Here is a 16491-nt window from a genome sequence, read left to right as displayed (position 1 = left end):
TGAACCCGGGGCAAGCTACTTCTCCGGCGCGGCCTTGACGTCCTGGAAGACGGCATTGCCTTTTTCCACCACCAGGGAGACGTTGCGCGCGCCGTCCGGGATGTCGGCGGTGTTGTCCTCCACGTCGAAGAGCCGCTGCCCGCCGGCCTCGAAGAGGGCGCGCCCGTTCTGCAGGCGGACGGCCACCGCCAGGGGGGAGGCGGCGGGGAAGGGGGCCGTGCCGAGGTCTTCCTGCCTGAAGTCGGCCGTTCTGAAGAGGCGGGCTTGGCCGGACGCCTGGTCGAAGGAGAGGGTGTAGCAGAATTTGTGGCGGCCGTTGTCCCGCACGGTCAGCCCCGCGCGGCTGTCCGGGGCGAGGGTAAGGGAGGCTTCCAGCACGCCGCGGCGCAATCCCTTGGCGTTGAGATAGGCGCGGCGGCCGTTGGCGGCGCCCTGCATGCCGCCGGGCACCTCGATCCAGTCTTCATCCTTTTCCGGCTCCCACGGCCCGGCGTTGGTGCGGAAGCTTTTCTCGTAGGCGGCGATGGTCACCGTGCCGGAGAGTTTTTTGCCCGGGAGGGAGGCGGTGAGGACGGCCTGGCCCGGCGCGAGGGCGATGGCGGTGGCGTTCCGGGCGTCGGCCGCCTGGACGGCGACGATGGCGGGGTTGCTCGACTTCCATTCGATCGGCGCGGTGTCGATGGAGCGCGGGAAGACCTGCGCGCCGACGGCTTGGCGCTGCCCGATGGCGACTTTGTAGTAGGAGCGGCCGGTCAGGAGGTGGGGCGGCAGGAGGGCGTCCTCGTCGCGCCAAATGGAGCCCATCGTGTAGTCGACCAGGGAAACGCAGCGGGCCTTGCCCCCTTCGGCGAAGAGCGCGCAGCCGTCGCTGGATGGGGAGGGAAAGACCCAGCCCGCCACGTGGCGGTAGCCGTCGTTGGCGAAGACCTCGACGATCGAGTCGTCCAGGTAGACGCGGAGGCGGATTTTTCCGTCGACGGGGTCGAGAGGGGCCTCGACGACGGGCTTTTCGTCGGCCATGCCCAGCCGTCCGGCGCGGGAGCGGTCCAGCAGGAGAAGGTGCTTCTCCGCGTCGTAGGTAACGCGGGTCTCCTCGCTCGGGCCCTTGCGCAGGATGAGGCCGCAGCGTTTGGCCGCGCCGGGTTCCAGGACCAGCTCCAATTCCCGCTCGATGCCGGAGGGCAGGATCTTTGGCGCGGCAGGGTCGATGGCCAGGTTTTCCCACTCCCTCTTTTCCCCGCGCAAGTCTTCCAGTTCCGGCGCGGGCGTTTCAAAGAGGCAGATCCCTTCCGGGAGTTTCCTCAGGGAGAGGTCGACGGGGAGGCTCTGCGCGCCCGCCCAGGGGGTGCCGACGCGGGGCTGATCGAAGCGGCTCAGCCAGCTTATGAAAACGCGCCGCCCGTCGGGCGCGCCGCTCCAGCTTTGGGAGGCGTAGAGGGCGCTGCGGTGGGAAAGGGGGAGGGCGTCGGTTTCGGCGGTGAAGGCCTTGCCGTCGAAGGACCCGATTTGATACGCCGCCCCCGCGCGGGAAAGGACCCATTTTTTTTGCGGGCCGCCGTCGACCGGCAGCTCGAAGAGGTCCGGGCACTCCGTGGGGATGGGGGCGGCGCTCTCCTCCCGCCACTCCCGCAAATTCGTGGAGGAGTAGATGTGGAGGCGCGCCGCGCCGACGACGAGGACCCACTTGTTTCCCGGCGCGTACCAAAAGACCTTTGGGTCGCGGAAGGAGGGCTCGTTCGGCAGGGCGGGGATGACCGGGTTGCCGGGATATTTGAACCAGGACTGGCCGTCCGGGCTGTAGGCCATGGCTTGGCTCTGGCCGGCGCCCTTCAGATGGTAGGTGAAGAAGGAGACCAAGCCCGGCTGCCCGCCGGGGAAAAGGCCGCTTTGGTTGCGCGCGTCCAGGACGGTGCTGCCGGAGAAGACGGAGCCCAGCGCGTCGGGCGCGATGACGGGGCCCAGGAGCTTCCAGTGGACCAGGTCCTCGCTTGTCGCGTGGCCCCAGTAGGTGCCGGTGTTGAGGGCGTCCGGCAGCCGCGAATACTGGTAGCACAGGTGCCACTCCCCATTGAAATAGACCAGCCCGTTCGGGTCGTTCATGTACCCGAAGGGCGGGGTGAAGTGGTATTGCGGCCGCCACAGGCCGGCGTAGCGGAGCGGATCCGCCTCCTCTTTCCGCAGGAGCTCCCGGTAAAAGGATGCCTGGTCGGCCGGAATGGCGGGTTCCGCCGCCCAGCCCGCCGCGATGGATAGGAGCCAAACCGCCGCCGCGGCGCGCGCTAGTTTCATGAGCCCCAGGATGGGGCGCCCAGGTGGCGAGGCAAGCTTTAGCGCCGCCCGGGCACGACCAGCAGCAGGACGCCCACCGCCAGCGCGGCGACGCTGATCGCGGGGGAAACCCAGACGAACTCGTGGGTGTGGGTGGTGATGTCGAGCGAGCCGACTTGGGCGATGTGGTGGGGCTTCACATAGGTGAAGCCTTCGTAGACGAGGCCGAGGGCGCCGCCCGCGATAAGAAGGATGCCGAGGAGTTTCATGGGCGAACCTAATCCCGTTTCGCCCCTTTGTCCAATAACCGCATGAGGCCGATGAAGTCGTCCTCCCCCCAGCCCGCCGCCAGGCCCCTTTCATAGAGGCTCCGCAGGTGGGCGGTGTGCTCCAGCGGCAGGGAGAGGGAGGCGGCGGTTTCCAGGGCCAGGCGCAGGTCCTTCCCCATGTGCTTGAGGGAGAACTGCGGGGCATAGTCGGCGGCGCGCAGCTTCGGCTGCTTGAGCTGCGCCACGCCGGATTGGGAGACGTTTTGCGCGAGGGCGCCGAAGTAGACGTCGTCGGAAATGCCCGCGGCCCGGGAGAGGGCCAGGCTTTCGCAGAGGGCCTCGGCCACGCCGGCGATGTTCAGGTTCATCGCCAGCTTCAGGCTGGAGGCGCTCCCCAGCGGGCCGATGTGGAGGATCGTCTTGGAAAGGGGCTCCAGGAAGGGCCGCGCCTGGGCGACGGTTTCCTCCGCGCCGCCCAGGTAGAAGACGGTCTGGCGGGCTTCCGCCGCCGGCTTGCTGCCGGTGAAGGGGGCCTCCAAAAAGCGCGCGCCGGTCTTCTCCACCTGCGCGGCGAAGGCGCGGGTCCACTCGGCGGAGATCGTGCTGGCCTGGATGACCAGCTGGCCGGGGCGCAGCGCGGGCAGGACCAGGTCCAGCACCGCCTGGACGGCGGGCGGATCGGCGACGACGAGGAAAACGGCGTCGGCCCCGGCGGTGGCGCGGGCCGCGTCGGGCTCGAAATGGGGGAAGTCCTTCGGCGTCCGGTTCCAGCAGCGGACCTCGTGGCCGTCGTCGATCAGGTTCTTGGCCCAGGCGGCGCCGATCAGCCCCAGGCCCAACACGGAAATCTTCATAGGCTCCCAAGGTGCGGCGCGGACCCCTTTTTGACAAGGCGGCGGGGGGCCTTATGTTTTTTCCATGAAGCCGACCCCCCGCCAACCCGAACATTCCGCCGACCGCCTCTTCGTCGACCGCTGGTCGCCCCGCTCTCTCCTGCCGGAGCCGATCCCGGAAGCCGACCTCCTGGTCCTGTTGGAGGCGGCCCGTTGGGCGCCCTCGTCCTACAACAACCAGCCGTGGCGGATCCTCTACGCCCGCCGGGAGACGGCGGCTTGGCCGGCCTTCTTCGACCTCCTGGTCGAGGCCAACAAGGGGTGGGCCAAGGACGCCGCCGCCCTCCTTCTCTTCGTCTCCCACCGCTTCTTCGAGCATAACGGCAAGCCCTGCCCGACCCACTCCTTCGACACCGGCGCGGCGTGGGAGAACCTGGCCCTCCAGGCGGCGGCCAAGGGCTACGTCGCCCACGGCATGCAGGGGTTCGACGCGGAGAAGGCGCGGGCGGTCCTTGAAGTGCCGGAGGGCTTTGCCGTGGAGGTGATGGTGGCCGTCGGCCGCCAGGGGCCGAAGGAGGCGCTGCCGGAGGAGCTGCAAAAGCGGGAGGAGCCGAACGGCCGCCGCCCGCTGGCCGCCACGGCGGCGGAGGGGAAGTTCACCGCCGCCCTCCTGCCCAAAAAAGACTAACGGATTTTTTCCAGCTCCCCGACCGTCCAGGGCCGGTCCCGCCCCGCGCTTTCCCGGCGCGCGGCGGCCACCGTCTCCGACGCGACCGGCGGCGCGGCGTTCCCCCACGCCTGGCCCGCGTAGGTTAGGACGGCGGCGATTTGCGTGTCCGTGAGCAGCTCGCCCCACGGCGTCATCGTGCCGTTGTACGCGTGGCCGCGCACGATGACCGGCTCCACCAGCCCGCCCAGGACGATGCGGGCCAGCTGCCGTTCCGTGCGCCCTTCCTGCCGGAGGACGAAGGGGGAGCCCGCCAGCGGCGGATAGTAGCCGGGCAGCCCCTGGCCGTCCGGCTGGTGGCAGACGGCGCAGTTCCGCGCGTAGAGCGTCTTGCCCAGCGCCACCGGGTCGGCGGCGGTCTCCGCCGCGTCGGGGGCGGGACCTTCCTCCTCGTAAACGTCGGCGCGGAAGTCGCCGTTGTAGAATAGGAGGTAGCCCAGCGCCCAGAGCGCCAGGAACCCGTACGCCAGCGCGAACCAGAGTGGGACGGGACGCGGCGCGTTCATGGGCGGCGGAGGGTCAGGAGGTAGGAAACCAGATCGTCCCCCGCCGGGGAACCGATCAGGAAGGCGTACCCCGGCATGCCCGGGTGGCTCTCCCGCAGATAGGCGCGGAACCAGGCGGCGTCGGGGTGGCGGCGGCCCGCGTCGGCCAGGTCGGGCCCCAGGCGGAGGCGGCCCAGGACGGGCGTCGCCGCGTAGTCCGGCGCGGTCGTGCGGCGCGGGCCCCAGCCCCGGTCGGCGTCGGCCGCCACGTCCCACGGGGCCAGCTGCTGGGTGTGGCAGCCCGCGCAGCCCAGCGCGCGGTAGAGGCGCGCGCCCTTTTCCAGGCGGGCTTCCGCCGGCTTGCCCGGGAGCTGGAGCGCCGGGGCCAGGCCCAGGACCAGCCAGGAGCCGAGCGCGCCGCAGGCGGCCAAAAGGAAAAGGCCGGTCCGCTTCATCGCTTCACGCGGCGCGCCGCCAGCTGGAAAAGGGCCAGGAGGAGCAGGAGCCATCCCCCCGCGCGCGCGGCCAAAAAGGGGCTAAGGAGGCTGCCCAGCGCCCGCCAGGGAACGTGCGGGTCCCGTTGGCCGAAGGCCTGCAGCAGCCCGCCGCAAGCCTCCGCGCCCAGGAGCAGGAAAAGGCCCGCGCCCGCCGTCCACCCGGCGGCGGGCGGAAGGGAGAGGCCGGAGGCCAGGGCGACGCCGACGAAGCCGAGGAGGCCCAGGTCGGCCCACGCCGTCTCGCAAAAAGTGAATTGAAAGAGCGCCGCGCCCGCTGCGGAGGGAAAGGAAGACGCCGCCCAGGACCCACAGCGCGCCCGCCGCCAGCGCCCAGCCCAAGGCGCGCCGCCCGGCTCGCGGAGCGGCCTCCGCCAGGGAGAGCCCCAGGGCCAGCGCGGGGATGAGGAGAAAAAGCGAGGCGGCGGCGCCGACGGTGCCGATCCACAGCGGCACCGGCCCGCCGACGAAGCGCCCCCCGCCGAGCGCGCCCGCCCCCAGGAGCCACGCGGCCAGGGCCAGCGCGGCGGGGCCGCGGCAGGGAACGGGCGCGGCCGGCCAGCCGTCGTAGACGACGGCCAGGGCAAGCGGGACCAGCCAAAGGCCGAAGAACGCCCCTTCCGCCCAGCCCGCCGCCACGGCGGCCCCCAGGCCGAAGGGGGATGCGGGGAGGGCCCGCGCGAGGAGAAGCAAGGGCAGCGCGGCGAAGGCGGCCAGGGCCCAGGCTTCCGCGGCGGAAAGCTCCGGCGCGGCGCGGCGCGCCGTCCAGGCGCCCAGGAAAAGAAGCGCGGCGGAGCCCAGGAAAAGGAATTCCGCCCGCCCCCCGGCCAGCTGAAGAAGGAGGCCCAGGTTCCATAAAAGCCAAGCGGCCAGAAAGGCGCGCCGCCGCCAGGGGCCCCACGGCTGCGGGCAGGCGATGGCCAGGCCGCGCTCCGCCCCGGCCAGGGAGGCCCATCCGAAGGCCAGGCATTCCGTGCCCGCGCGGGAGAGGGACTGCCAGGCCGCGCCCCACGCCTCCGCGCGGCAAAGGGCCAGCGCGGCCAGCCAGGAAAGGCCCAGGCCCAGGGCCAGCCAGAAAAGCCCCGCGCGGCGGAAGAGGGGCGCGGGATTCACAGGCCCGGGCCCCGGTCTTCCTCCCGCTCCCGCCGCAGGCGGCGGGCCTTCCGCCGCATCAGGGCGTAGCCGCCCCACAGGCCGCCGGCCGTGCAGAGGAGGTAAAAGAGGACGATCAGCCAGGGATTGGTCCAGAGGCTCATGGCTTGGAGGGGGCCTGCTGCTGCAGGAAGCGGACGTGGGCGGCGATGTCCCGGCGCTGCGGCGCCGAAAGGCTTTCGGCGTAGCCCTCCATCTTGCCCTTGCCGTGGGTGATGATGTCGAAAATCTGCGCGTCGGTCAGGGCGCGGGCGTGCGCGCCGGTCAGGTCGGCCACGCCGGGGATGCCCAGCTTGGCGGCCATGCCGTCTCCCCGGCCCTGGTCCCCGTGGCAGGTCTGGCAGTAGGTGGCGTAGTCCTGGCGGCCCCGCGCCGGGGAGGCGGCGCGCTCGCGCGGTTGCGGCTCCGGCCGCCCGCGCAGGTAGGTGGCGGCGGTCATCCCGCCCCAGAGGGCGAAGGAGCCTAGGAAAAGAAGCAGAGCCAGATAGCGAAAGCCGAGCACGGGAGCCGGATCATAAATCGTTCGTCAAAAAAGGGGAGTCGGATTAATTTATAAAGACCGGCCCCTATGGAAAAAATCGACCGCCTGCTCAAGGAGCTGGAAAAGGAATCGGGCTACGCCAGGCCCGGGAGCGACGACGGGCAGCTGCCCCTGCGCGAGATCTTCGCCAACCTGCGGGACGCCTCCCAGGACCAGCCGGAGCTGGCCGCCTTCCACGCCTGCGCGGGCCACGCCGTCGCCCACATCGAGGGGGTCCTCGACGCCCTCCGCCCCTGGAGCGAGGCCGACCTCTCCCTGCTGGGCGCGCTGCGGGCGGAGCTGCCCCTCCTCCGCGCCGATCCCGCCCGCCCCTTCCACCCGCCCGCCGCCGCGGAAGCCCCCGCGCCGCAGGAGGCCGCCTCCTCCGCGCCGGAGCCGGAGGCGGAGAAGCCCATCCTCCTCAACCTGGGGGACGGGGAGATGCTTCAGGAATTCGTCATCGAGTCGTCCGAGCACCTGAACCAGATCGAGGTGGGCATCCTCCGCTTGGAGGAGCGGCCGAACGATCCCGACACCCTCCACGCCATCTTCCGCGCCTTCCACACGTTCAAGGGGAGCGCGGGCTTCCTGGGCCTGGAGCCGGTCAAGCGCGCCGCGCACGAGCTGGAGAACCTCCTGGACCTGGCGCGGCAGGGGAAGCTGGCCGTCACCACCGCCGTCATCGACGTCATCCTCTCCGGCTCCGACCTGCTGCGGCAGTTCGTCGTCGAGATCCAGACGCGCCTGCAGGGGCGCAAGTCGGGGGAGGCGATCGCCATCCCCACCGCCAATTTGATCGAGCGCGTCCGCCGCGTCGCCTCCGGGGAGGCCCCCGCGGAGGCCGACGCCGCCGGCGCGGAGACGCGCCCGGCCCGGAAAGAGGAAGGCGGGCACAACATCCACGCGGCGGTGAAGGTCGACGTGGCCAAGCTCGACGCCCTCTTCGACCTCGTAGGGGAGATGGTCGTCACCCAGGCCCTCGTCGCGCAGGACCCGGGCGTGCGCTCCTTTTCCGCCGAGCGGCTGGGCCGGAACCTTTCCCATCTGGGCCGCATCACGGGCGACCTGCAGAAGACCGCCATGTCCCTGCGCATGGTCCCCATCCGCTCCACCTTCCAGCGCATGCAGCGCGCCGTGCGCGACCTGGCGGGCAAGCTTGGCAAGCGGGTCGACCTGGTGCTGGAGGGGGAGGAGACGGAGCTGGACCGCACCCTGGTGCAGGAGATCGCCGACCCGCTCCTCCACATGGTGCGCAACTCCGTCGACCACGGCATCGAGATGCCGGAGGAGCGGGAGCGTGCGGGCAAGGCGCCCGCCGGCACGCTGGCCCTGCGCGCCTTCCAGCGGGGCGGCTCCATCGGCATCGAGATCGCCGACGACGGCGCGGGCCTCAACCGGGAGCGCATCCTGGCCAAGGCGCGGGAGCGCGGGCTGGCGGCCCCGGACGCCGTCCTTTCCGACGCGGAGGTCTTCCAGCTCATCTTCGCCCCCGGCTTTTCCACCGCCGCCACGGTCAGCGAGGTCTCCGGCCGGGGCGTGGGCATGGACGTGGTGCGGCGCAACGTGGAGAAGCTGCGCGGCCGGATCGAGATCGCCTCCGCCCCCGGGCGCGGCTCCACCTTCACCCTCCTTTTGCCGCTGACCCTGGCGATCATCGACGGCCTCATCCTGCGCGTCGGCGAGCAGCGGTACGTTCTCCCGGCGCTTTCCGTGCGGGAGTCGATCCGCATCGCGCCGGAGATGATGGCCACCGTCCACGAACGGCATGAGATGGTCGGCCTGCGCGGCGTGCTTCACCCGCTCATCCGCCTGCACGCGCTCTTCGAGGTGCCCGGCGCGGTCACCGATCCCGCGGCGGGCCTCGGCGTCATCGTGGAGGCGGGCGCGCAGAGCGGCTGCCTCCTGGTCGACGAGCTGGTCGGCAAGCAGGAGATCGTCATCAAGAGCCTGGGCCCTTCCCTGCGCCACGTGCGGGCCCTTTCCGGCGCGGCCATCCTGGGGGACGGCAGCGTGGGCCTCATCCTGGATCCGGCGGCGCTCCTCCAGCCGGAGCGGGAGCCCGTGGCCGCCGCATGAGCCCGGCGGCCCATCCCAATGCGGCGGCCTTCACGGTTGCCTTGGGGGACGAGGCGCTCCGCCTGGCGCGGGACTGCCGCGCCACCTTCAAGCGGTTCCACCCGGACATCCCCTTCTACATCGTCGACGAGCGGCTCTACCGCTGCTTCGCCCCGCAGAACTTCATCGGCAGCACCTCGGAGATCCTCGCCCTCCGCTCCCTGGTCGGCCATTTCCTGTCCCGGCGGCACGGGAAGCTCCTTTACCTCGACGCCGACATCGTCGTCCTGGGGCCGCTCGACGCGCTTTTGACCGGCGCGGCGGTGACGGTGACCGCCGACCTCGACTATCCCTACGGTTTCGGCGAGCCGCTGCTCAACTCCGGCGTCGTCGCCGCGGCGGAGCCCGCGTTCTGGAGCGCCTGGATGCGGGAGATCTATTCCCAGCTCATCCCGGTCATGCCCGACTTCCTCGACCAGCTCGCGCTGCGGGAGCTGTGCGGGCGGCGCGCGTTTCCCTTCTTCCAGGTGCCGGAGAGGGAGGAAAAGACCTTCTACAACCTCTCCGCGAAGATCCATCCCGGCGCTTGGCGGGAGGAGGCGGGCGAGCTTTGGAAGGGCGACGCGCTGCTCAAGCTTTGGCACTTCGCGGGCGGCTCCGGCAGTTCCAAGAAGGGCGCCGACCTGCCCGACCCGGTCCGCCGGGTGCTGGAAGCCCGCCGCGCCGCCGCCGCCCCGCACCACGGCTCGGAGGGGGAGGAAAACGGAGCCCTGCGCGCCTGGATCGAGGCGGACGCCCCCGTCTTCCAGGCGGAGGTGGAGGCCTTTTTTGCCCACCTTCCCAGCGTCGTGCGGGAGGATTTTTCCTTCCGGAAGGAGAATTTTCTGCCGGGCGTCTACGTCAGCGACGCGCCGACCTGCTGGGACCGCTTCCGGAATTTGGACGGCACCGGCCTCCACGCCCGGACCCTGCCGGGGGTGCCCCGGATCGTCTACGCGCGGGACCCGGCGCGCCTCCACCAGCCGGATGTGGAGGAGGGCTGGGACTGGCAGGGCTACGACGGGGAGTCGCTGGCCCTCTACTTCATGAGGCGGCCCGCCGCCTCCCAGACGTAGGCGAAGGCGGGGGAAAAGTCGCCCGGCCGCTCCGCCAGCTCGCGCGCCAGCGCCTCCGGGGCGACGAAGCGCAGGGCGGTGATTTCCTTCGGGTCGGGGGTGAAGGGCCCCTCGTGCCGCCCCTGATAAATCCAGACGAACTCCTGGCCCGTGCGGGGGCCGGCCTCCAGCTTCAGCAGCCGCTCCAGCGGCGGCGCGGCGACGCCCAGCTCCTCCGGCAGCTCCCGCCGCGCGGCGTCGTCGTAGTCCTCCCCGGCGTTCAGGTGGCCGCTGCAGGAGGAGTCCCAGCAGTCCGGGTTCATGTCCTTGTCCGGGGAGCGGCGTTGGAGGAGGATTTCCCCCCGGGCGTTTTGCAACAGGATGTGGACCGCCCGGTGGCGCAGGCTCCGCGCGTGGACCACGGAGCGGCGCTCCGTTCCGACGACGCGGTCTTGTTCGTCGACGATATCGAACCGTTCTTCGGCGGGGGCGGGCGGGTGGAAGTCCATGATGGCATTAAATATGCTGAACTTTTTCCATGCAAGTGAGCTCGCGCGCCCATTTCACGGCGGCCGATCTCCGCTTCGTCGTCGATACCCTGGCCCACTCCGCCAAGGAGGGTGACGCGCTCCTCCAGCTCCTGCCGGAGGCGGGCATGCTGGACCGCTTTTTGGACGAGCCCCGGCTCCATGAAGTCCTGGTGGAGCGGCCCGCCTGCATCGCCGTCTCCCCCGACTTTTATTTCTACGTCCTGGTCCGCCGGGCCCTTTTGCGGCACGGCCTGGACGACCGGCGCCTGTGCGATTACCTGGCCCGGATGCTGGCCGCCTTCACCCACCAGCGGCATCTCCAGCCCGCCGCCGGGAAAGAGGCGGGACGCTCCTTCGGCTACCTGGGGGACATGCTGGCGGCGGCTGACCAGGCTCCCGCCGCGCAGACCTTCGGCCTGCGGCATTACCTGGCCGATTACGCGCTTTTCCTCTGCGGGATCTTCAAGGAGCGGGTGGAGGCGCGTCGGCACGGCGCGCCGGGCGTCGGCTTCTACGAGGCCGTGGGCCAGAGCAGCTACCGCTCCGCCGCCGCCTGCCCGGAGGCGCAGCGGCACAACGTGCGCGATTTGTTCGAGCGGCTAGCGGAGGCATTCCGCGAGGTCCGCGTCTCCCTCAACGACGTGGCCGACCGCACCCTCCATTGGGAGGCGGGCTGAGGAGGCGGAGTCGCGGCGGGACGGCTTCAGGGCCTCGCCCCGGCCCGCCAGCTCCTGGATGATGGTGTGGATCGTGTGCGCGCGGCGGGGGTGCAGCAGGTCCAGGGGAAGCCGCAGCGCGTGGCGGGAAGGCCGGGCCAGGACCGTGGCGTCGCGCGGATCCTGGATGTAGGTGCGGTGCCGCATGTGCCGGTAGTAGAAGCCGACCCAATCCCCGCGCTGGTTGATTTCGCGGAAGACGTGGCCCGCCGCGCGCCAGGCGGAGATGGCTTGGCGGCCCGCCGCGCGGGAGGAAAAATCGCGCTTCAGGGCCCGGCCGGAAACGGGCGTCGAGTTTTGGCCGTAGCCGTCCAGGCCGAACTCCAGGGCCGCCGTCTGCGCCAGGCCGCCGCCCAGGCTGTGGCCGTCGGTCACGATTTTGGAGTCGGGGTAGGCCTCGCGGATGCGGGGCATTTGCCTCGCCAGCTCCCCGCGCAGGCTTTCCCAGGCCGCGCCGCCGTCGTTGAACAAGTCGGAGCGCAGCTGGGAAAAGGAGTTCGTGCCCCGGAAGGCGATCACGACCTGCTTGGCCCCGGCGTTGTGAAACGCAATGAAGTGGTTGGTCCCGTCCGCCGCGCGGCCCGAGTGCTCCAGATCGGCCCGCCATCCATCCGGCAGGGTCACGGCGCGGTCCTGGAAGTCCGCCCATGGCCGGTGGGCCGCCAGGGCCAGCTTCGCGGCGGTGATGTCCTGGAGGGAGAGGTCCGCCTCCGCGACCGGCGAGGCGGCGGGCGCGGGCAGGGGGGAAACGGCGGGAAGAGAGGGGCGGGGAATGTCCGCGGGAGCGGCCATGGGGGGATGGATCGAGGCGACTTGGGCGTGGCCGCGCGGCGCCAGGAGCAGGCCGCCGAGGAGGGCGAGGGGAAGGAGCGCCGTGCCGCGGGGAACCGGAATGCCTTTCAACGTCATGAGCGCCGACGCTGAAGGGCCGATGTAGCGCCTCCGCGACCGGGATGTGCCATCCCGGCATATTTTTTGTGACAGAACGGTGGCGCTTCTAGAAAATTGACCCGTCTCGGGCCGCCCGATAGCGTCCGGTATCCTTATGGCCAACGACCCTTCCTCCCCTCGCCCGCCGCTGTCCGGCGGAGCGATCCTTCTCCGGCTTGCCGCCATCGGCGCGCTCCTGGCCGCCTTGGCCGGGGCCTTCCTCTACGCGGGCGGCTGGCTGACGCCGGGGAAGCTCGGCCCGCACCGCTTCCTGGCCCTTCTGGAAAAGGCGGGGATCCACGCGGGCTACCGCCGCAATCATGCGAAGGGCCTCTGCGTCGCCGGGTATTTTGAAAGCAACGGCCAGGGCGCCCGTCTTTCCAAGGCCTCCGTCTTCCAGGCCGGGCGCGTGCCGGTGGTGGGCCGCTTCTCCATCGGCGGGGGCGATCCCCGCGGCGCCGACGGGCCGCAGGCCGTCCGGGGCCTGGGCCTCCAGTTCCACCCGGCCGACGGCCAGGAGTGGCGGACGGCGATGATCCACTTTCCCGTCTTCCCCGTGCGCACGCCGGAGGAGTTCTACGGCCTCCTGGTCGCCACCGCGCCCGATCCCGCCACGGGCAAGCCGGACGGGGCCAAGGTGAAGGCCTTCCTGGGCAGCCACCCGGGCGTCGCCCGCGCGCTGGGCGTCATCCAGACCACGCCGCCGCCGCCCTTTGCCGACGCCGCCTACCACGGCCTCAACGCCTTCTATTTCACCAACACCTCCGGCGCGACGGTGCCGGTGCGCTGGACCCTCGTCCCGGAAAATCCCGCCGCTGCCGCTGCCGCGGCTGAAGCGGGCGAGCCGGACAAGAACATCCTTTTCGACCAGCTCCTGGGCCGCCTGGAAAACGGCCCGCTGCGCTGGCGGCTGGTCCTGACGGTCGGCCGCCCGGGCGACCCGACCGACGACGCCTCCACGGCCTGGCCCGACGACCGCGAGCAGGTCGACGCGGGCACCGTCGTCATCGAGCGCGCGGTGGGGGACAAGGAAAGCCGGGCGCAGGACCTCAACTTCGATCCCCTCGTCCTGCCCCCCGGCATCGCCCCTTCCGCCGATCCGCTCCTGAGCGCCCGCTCCGCCGTCTACTCCCGCTCCTTCACCCGGCGCGCCGGGGAGAAGCTGGCGCCCGGCTCTTCCGAAACCTTCCAACCCCGCCCCTGACATGAATCCCACCCGCTTCACGCCGCTTTCCCGGCTCCTCCATTGGACGATGGCCGCCTGCGTCCTGGCCATGCTCTTCATTGGCGTCTCCATGGTCGCCTCCCTGGCCGATTATCATAAGCTCGTCGCCATCCACCGGCCGCTGGGCATCGCCATCCTGGTCCTGGCGGCGGTCCGCCTCATCAACCGGATCCTGAACCCCGCGCCGCCCTTCCCGCCGACGATGGGGGCGCTGGAGCGCGTGGCCGCCAAGGGGTCGGAGTTCCTCATGTACGCCCTGATGTTCATCCTGCCGCTGGTGGGGTGGGGAATGCTCTCGGCCGCCAGCTATCCGGTGGTCCTGATCGGCGGGCTGCGGCTGCCGCCGATCCTCCCGCACGACCTGGCGCTCTACGCCGCGTTGCGGAAGGCGCACACCGTCCTGGCCTATCTTTTCTTTGGAACCTTTTTGGCGCACCTGGGCGCGGTGCTTTTCCACACCTTCGTCATCCGGGACGGATTGCTCCGCCGGATGACCGGCGGGCGGGAGTAGGGGCTAGCGCGTCCGCTGGGTTAAGCGGAGGCCTGCGGCGCCCAGGGCGATGACCCCGCCGGCGGCCGCGGCCAGGGGAAGTAGGGGAAGCTCCTGACGGGCGGGCGCGGCGGCTTGCGGCGCCGTGCGCTTCATCCCGCGCGCCTCGCGGGAGACGCAGGTGTAGGCCAGATTCACCGAGCGGTCGGCTCCCAGAAGGCTGCAATTATAAGGGGCGGGCGCGCCGTCCGGGCCGGGCAGGGTGGCCGCGAAGGTGGGGAGAAGCGTCGGCTCCATTGGCGGCAGATGGCGCGGGGGATGGGCGCGGAGGTAGGTTTCCTTCGCCGCGTCGGTCATCCGGCACACCTGCGTCTTGGGGCCGCTGGCCTCGCACTGGAAATCGGCGGCCTGCGTGTCCGGGCCGGGCAGGGTGGCGGCGCGGGCCTGGCCGCCGGAAAGGGTGAGGCCCCCCAGGAGGGCCAGGGGCAGGAGGGCGCCGGATCGCTGCTTCATGGAGTACAATTCGGCTATTGGCCGAACCACTCCTGCAAAAAGGGCTGGTGCTTGACCGGCACGAATTCGACGAAGCGGTAGGAGGCGACGTTTTTCTTCAGGAAGGGGTCGTCCGCCATGAAGGCCTGGAACTCTTCCAGGGAATCGCCCCGGCCCACGATGAAGCCGCCGGTACGCGGGTTCATGGGCCCGGAGAGGAGAAGGATCCCCTGGTCGTAGCCGGTCTGGAGAAAGTCGCGGTGGACGCCCAGCGTCTCGGCCACCACCTCGAGCGGCGCGGTGTAGGTGATTTCGATGTAGAAGTGCTTCATGTTAGGGGTGGGTCATTTCTTCCGGCTTCACCAGGCCGTCGAATTCGGCGCCGGTGAGGTAGCCCAGCTCGATGGCCACGGCCCGGAGGGTCGAGTGCTTCACGTGGGCCTCGTGGGCGATCTGGGCGGCCTTGTCGTAGCCGATCTTGGGGCTTAAGGCGGTCACCAGCATGAGGGAGTCGGAGAGGTAGTGGGCGATCTTCTCCTTGTTCGGCACGATCCCCTCCACGCAATGCTCCACGAAGGAGCGGCACGCGTCGGCCAGGAGGCGGACGGAGTGGAGGTAGTTGTGGATCATGACGGGCTTGAAGACGTTCAGCTCGAAGTTGCCCTGGGAGCCGCCGAAGCCGATCGCCGCGTCGTTGCCCATCACCTGCACGCAGACCATGGTCATCGCCTCGCACTGGGTGGGGTTCACCTTCCCCGGCATGATGGAGGAGCCGGGCTCGTTCTCCGGCAGGGTCAGCTCTCCCAGGCCGCAGCGGGGGCCGCTGCCCAGCCAGCGGACGTCGTTGGCGATCTTCATCAGCGACACGGCCAGGGTGCGCAGCGCGCCGGAGGCCATGACCAGCTCGTCATGGGCGGAAAGGGCGGCGAATTTGTTCGGCGCGGTGACGAAGGGGTGGCCGGTCAGCTCGGCGATCTTCGCCGCCACGCGCGCGGCGAATTCCGGGTGGGTGTTCAGGCCGGTGCCCACGGCGCTGCCGCCCAGGGCCAGCTTGTCGAGGTCGGGGAGGACGCTTTTGATCCGCGCCAGGTCGGCTTCCAGGAGGGCGACGTAGCCGGAGAATTCCTGTCCCAGGGTCAGCGGCGTGGCGTCCATCAGGTGGGTGCGCCCGATCTTCACGATGGGGGCGAATTCCTTGGCTTTCTTGTCCAGGGCGGCGCGGAGCTTTTCCACGGCGGGCAGGAGGGTCTTTTCCGTCTCCAGCGCCGCGGCGATCGACATGGCGCCGGGGAAGGTGTCGTTGGAGGACTGGGACATGTTCACGTGGTCGTTCGGGTGGACCGGCTTCTTGGAGCCCAGCACGCCCCCGGCCATCTCGATGGCCCGGTTGGAGATGACCTCGTTGACGTTCATGTTGCTCTGGGTGCCGCTGCCCGTCTGCCAGACGCGCAGGGGGAAGTGGTCGTCGAGCTTGCCCGCGGCCACCTCGTCGGCGGCCTTCACGATGAGGTCGCACAGCTCGGGGGAGAGCTTGCCCAGGTCCCGGTTCACCAGGGCGCAGGCCTTTTTAAGGGTGCCGAAGGCGTGGACCACTTCCCGCGGCATCAGGTCGGGGCCGATGTCGAAGTGGATGAGGGAGCGGGCCGTCTGCGCCCCGTAGTAGCGGTCGTTCGGCACGGGGATCTTCCCCATGCTGTCCGATTCCATGCGGGTGTTCGGAGGCTGGACGGCGGGCGCGGTGTGGCTCATAGGCCGCCTAGGGTGCCCCCTCCGGGCCCGTTTTTGAAGTTGAAAGAAAGGCGGCGGGGGGGAAGATCGCAGGCCCATGAAGCATATCCTTTCCGCCCTGCCCCGCATCCTCCTCGGCGTTCTCTTTACGGTCTTCGGCCTCAACGGCTTCTTCCACTTCATCCCTGCGCCGGAGATGTCCGGCGACGCGGGCGCCTTCATGGGCGCGATTTTCCACAGCGGCTATTTCGCGGTGATCTTCGCCTGCCAGCTGATCGGCGGCGTGCTGCTCCTGCTGGGCCGGTTCGTCCCGCTGGGCCTCGTCTTCCTGGGGCCGGTCCTGGTCAACATTCTGGCCTTCCACGCGACCATGGCCCCCTCCGGCGCGGGTCCGGGCATCGCCTGCACGGTGCTTTGGCTGATTGTGGCCTACCAGAAGCGGGCGCTGCTGGCGCCCTTCCTCCGGCACCATTAAGACGCGGA

Annotated in this window: 20 protein-coding genes; 7 read left to right on the top strand and 13 right to left on the bottom strand. The window is 70.4% G+C overall.

Annotated elements, in window-relative coordinates; genetic code table 11:
- Nucleotides 1-15: 15 nt before the first annotated feature.
- Genes PW734_03095 through PW734_03085 form a run of 3 tightly spaced genes read right to left on the bottom strand, consistent with a single transcriptional unit; the run spans nucleotide 16 to nucleotide 3391 of the window.
- The gene (locus tag PW734_03095) at nucleotides 16-2289 is read right to left on the bottom strand and encodes a GH32 C-terminal domain-containing protein (protein MDE1170186.1); all 2274 of its coding nucleotides are present in this window, start codon (nucleotides 2287-2289) and stop codon (nucleotides 16-18) included.
- 38 nt (nucleotides 2290-2327) lie between these two features.
- On the bottom strand, nucleotides 2328-2537 hold the full coding sequence (locus PW734_03090) for a hypothetical protein (GenBank protein ID MDE1170185.1): 210 nt from the start codon (nucleotides 2535-2537) through the stop codon (nucleotides 2328-2330).
- A gap of 8 nt (nucleotides 2538-2545) precedes the next feature.
- On the bottom strand, nucleotides 2546-3391 hold the full coding sequence (locus tag PW734_03085) for an NAD(P)-dependent oxidoreductase (protein MDE1170184.1): 846 nt from the start codon (nucleotides 3389-3391) through the stop codon (nucleotides 2546-2548).
- 64 nt (nucleotides 3392-3455) lie between these two features.
- On the opposite strand from PW734_03085, the gene PW734_03080 reads away from it, so the two are divergent.
- A complete protein-coding gene (locus PW734_03080; protein ID MDE1170183.1) occupies nucleotides 3456-4058 on the top strand; it encodes a nitroreductase family protein in 603 nt (200 codons plus the stop codon).
- On the opposite strand, the gene PW734_03075 is transcribed toward PW734_03080, so the two are convergent.
- The 5 genes from PW734_03075 to PW734_03055 all read right to left on the bottom strand — a co-directional run bounded on the left by PW734_03075 (nucleotide 4055) and on the right by PW734_03055 (nucleotide 6730).
- Complete coding sequence (locus PW734_03075) at nucleotides 4055-4603, bottom strand: cytochrome c (GenBank protein ID MDE1170182.1); 549 nt, start codon at nucleotides 4601-4603, stop codon at nucleotides 4055-4057. The two genes, PW734_03080 and PW734_03075, sit on opposite strands and share 4 nt — an antisense overlap.
- The gene (locus PW734_03070) at nucleotides 4600-5037 is read right to left on the bottom strand and encodes a hypothetical protein (GenBank protein ID MDE1170181.1); all 438 of its coding nucleotides are present in this window, start codon (nucleotides 5035-5037) and stop codon (nucleotides 4600-4602) included. The genes PW734_03075 and PW734_03070 overlap by 4 nt, the downstream gene beginning before the upstream one ends.
- An 81-nt stretch (nucleotides 5038-5118) precedes the next feature.
- On the bottom strand, nucleotides 5119-6189 hold the full coding sequence (locus PW734_03065) for a hypothetical protein (GenBank protein ID MDE1170180.1): 1071 nt from the start codon (nucleotides 6187-6189) through the stop codon (nucleotides 5119-5121).
- Nucleotides 6186-6332 carry a hypothetical protein gene (locus PW734_03060; GenBank protein MDE1170179.1) on the bottom strand — a complete coding sequence of 49 codons (147 nt, stop codon included), beginning with the start codon at nucleotides 6330-6332 and terminating at the stop codon, nucleotides 6186-6188. The genes PW734_03065 and PW734_03060 overlap by 4 nt, the downstream gene beginning before the upstream one ends.
- Nucleotides 6329-6730, bottom strand: coding sequence for a cytochrome c (locus PW734_03055; protein MDE1170178.1), 402 nt, complete (start codon nucleotides 6728-6730; stop codon nucleotides 6329-6331). Before PW734_03055 ends, PW734_03060 begins: the two co-directional genes overlap by 4 nt.
- A 66-nt stretch (nucleotides 6731-6796) precedes the next feature.
- On the opposite strand from PW734_03055, the gene PW734_03050 reads away from it, so the two are divergent.
- On the top strand, nucleotides 6797-8824 hold the full coding sequence (locus PW734_03050) for a chemotaxis protein CheA (GenBank protein MDE1170177.1): 2028 nt from the start codon (nucleotides 6797-6799) through the stop codon (nucleotides 8822-8824).
- Entirely contained in the window at nucleotides 8821-9918 is a 1098-nt protein-coding gene (locus tag PW734_03045) for a hypothetical protein (GenBank protein MDE1170176.1), read from the top strand. The genes PW734_03050 and PW734_03045 overlap by 4 nt, the downstream gene beginning before the upstream one ends.
- On the opposite strand, the gene PW734_03040 is transcribed toward PW734_03045, so the two are convergent.
- Nucleotides 9882-10406 carry an NUDIX domain-containing protein gene (locus PW734_03040; protein ID MDE1170175.1) on the bottom strand — a complete coding sequence of 175 codons (525 nt, stop codon included), beginning with the start codon at nucleotides 10404-10406 and terminating at the stop codon, nucleotides 9882-9884. The genes PW734_03045 and PW734_03040 overlap by 37 nt on opposite strands.
- Nucleotides 10407-10435: 29 nt before the next feature.
- Here PW734_03040 and PW734_03035 point away from each other — a divergent pair, with 29 nt between their 5' ends.
- Nucleotides 10436-11104 (top strand): hypothetical protein, encoded by a 669-nt coding sequence (locus PW734_03035; GenBank protein ID MDE1170174.1) that lies wholly within the window; start codon nucleotides 10436-10438, stop codon nucleotides 11102-11104.
- Here PW734_03035 and PW734_03030 read toward each other — a convergent pair.
- Nucleotides 11027-12052, bottom strand: a complete 1026-nt coding sequence (locus tag PW734_03030; GenBank protein ID MDE1170173.1) for a hypothetical protein — start codon at nucleotides 12050-12052, stop codon at nucleotides 11027-11029. The genes PW734_03035 and PW734_03030 overlap by 78 nt on opposite strands.
- Nucleotides 12053-12188: 136 nt before the next feature.
- Here PW734_03030 and PW734_03025 point away from each other — a divergent pair, with 136 nt between their 5' ends.
- Nucleotides 12189-13277 carry a catalase family peroxidase gene (locus tag PW734_03025; GenBank protein ID MDE1170172.1) on the top strand — a complete coding sequence of 363 codons (1089 nt, stop codon included), beginning with the start codon at nucleotides 12189-12191 and terminating at the stop codon, nucleotides 13275-13277.
- 1 nt (nucleotide 13278) lies between these two features.
- The gene (locus tag PW734_03020) at nucleotides 13279-13809 is read left to right on the top strand and encodes a cytochrome b (GenBank protein MDE1170171.1); all 531 of its coding nucleotides are present in this window, start codon (nucleotides 13279-13281) and stop codon (nucleotides 13807-13809) included.
- 3 nt (nucleotides 13810-13812) lie between these two features.
- Here the strand turns inward: PW734_03020 and PW734_03015 are convergent, their stop codons facing one another.
- The 3 genes from PW734_03015 to fumC are packed head-to-tail and all read right to left on the bottom strand — an operon-like array spanning nucleotide 13813 to nucleotide 16029.
- Entirely contained in the window at nucleotides 13813-14301 is a 489-nt protein-coding gene (locus PW734_03015) for a hypothetical protein (GenBank protein ID MDE1170170.1), read from the bottom strand.
- Between the two features lie 14 nt (nucleotides 14302-14315).
- Nucleotides 14316-14612 (bottom strand): YciI family protein, encoded by a 297-nt coding sequence (locus tag PW734_03010; protein ID MDE1170169.1) that lies wholly within the window; start codon nucleotides 14610-14612, stop codon nucleotides 14316-14318.
- Nucleotide 14613: 1 nt separating this feature from the next.
- Nucleotides 14614-16029 (bottom strand): class II fumarate hydratase, encoded by a 1416-nt coding sequence (fumC, locus tag PW734_03005; protein MDE1170168.1) that lies wholly within the window; start codon nucleotides 16027-16029, stop codon nucleotides 14614-14616.
- 76 nt (nucleotides 16030-16105) lie between these two features.
- Here fumC and PW734_03000 point away from each other — a divergent pair, with 76 nt between their 5' ends.
- Nucleotides 16106-16483: a hypothetical protein gene (locus tag PW734_03000; protein MDE1170167.1), complete on the top strand. Its 378-nt coding sequence runs from the start codon at nucleotides 16106-16108 to the stop codon at nucleotides 16481-16483.
- Nucleotides 16484-16491: the final 8 nt, after the last annotated feature.

Source organism: Verrucomicrobium sp. (genome assembly GCA_028283855.1).
Taxonomy (GTDB): Bacteria; Verrucomicrobiota; Verrucomicrobiia; order Methylacidiphilales; family GAS474; genus GAS474.
This window is presented reverse-complemented; position numbering and strand designations above follow the sequence as displayed.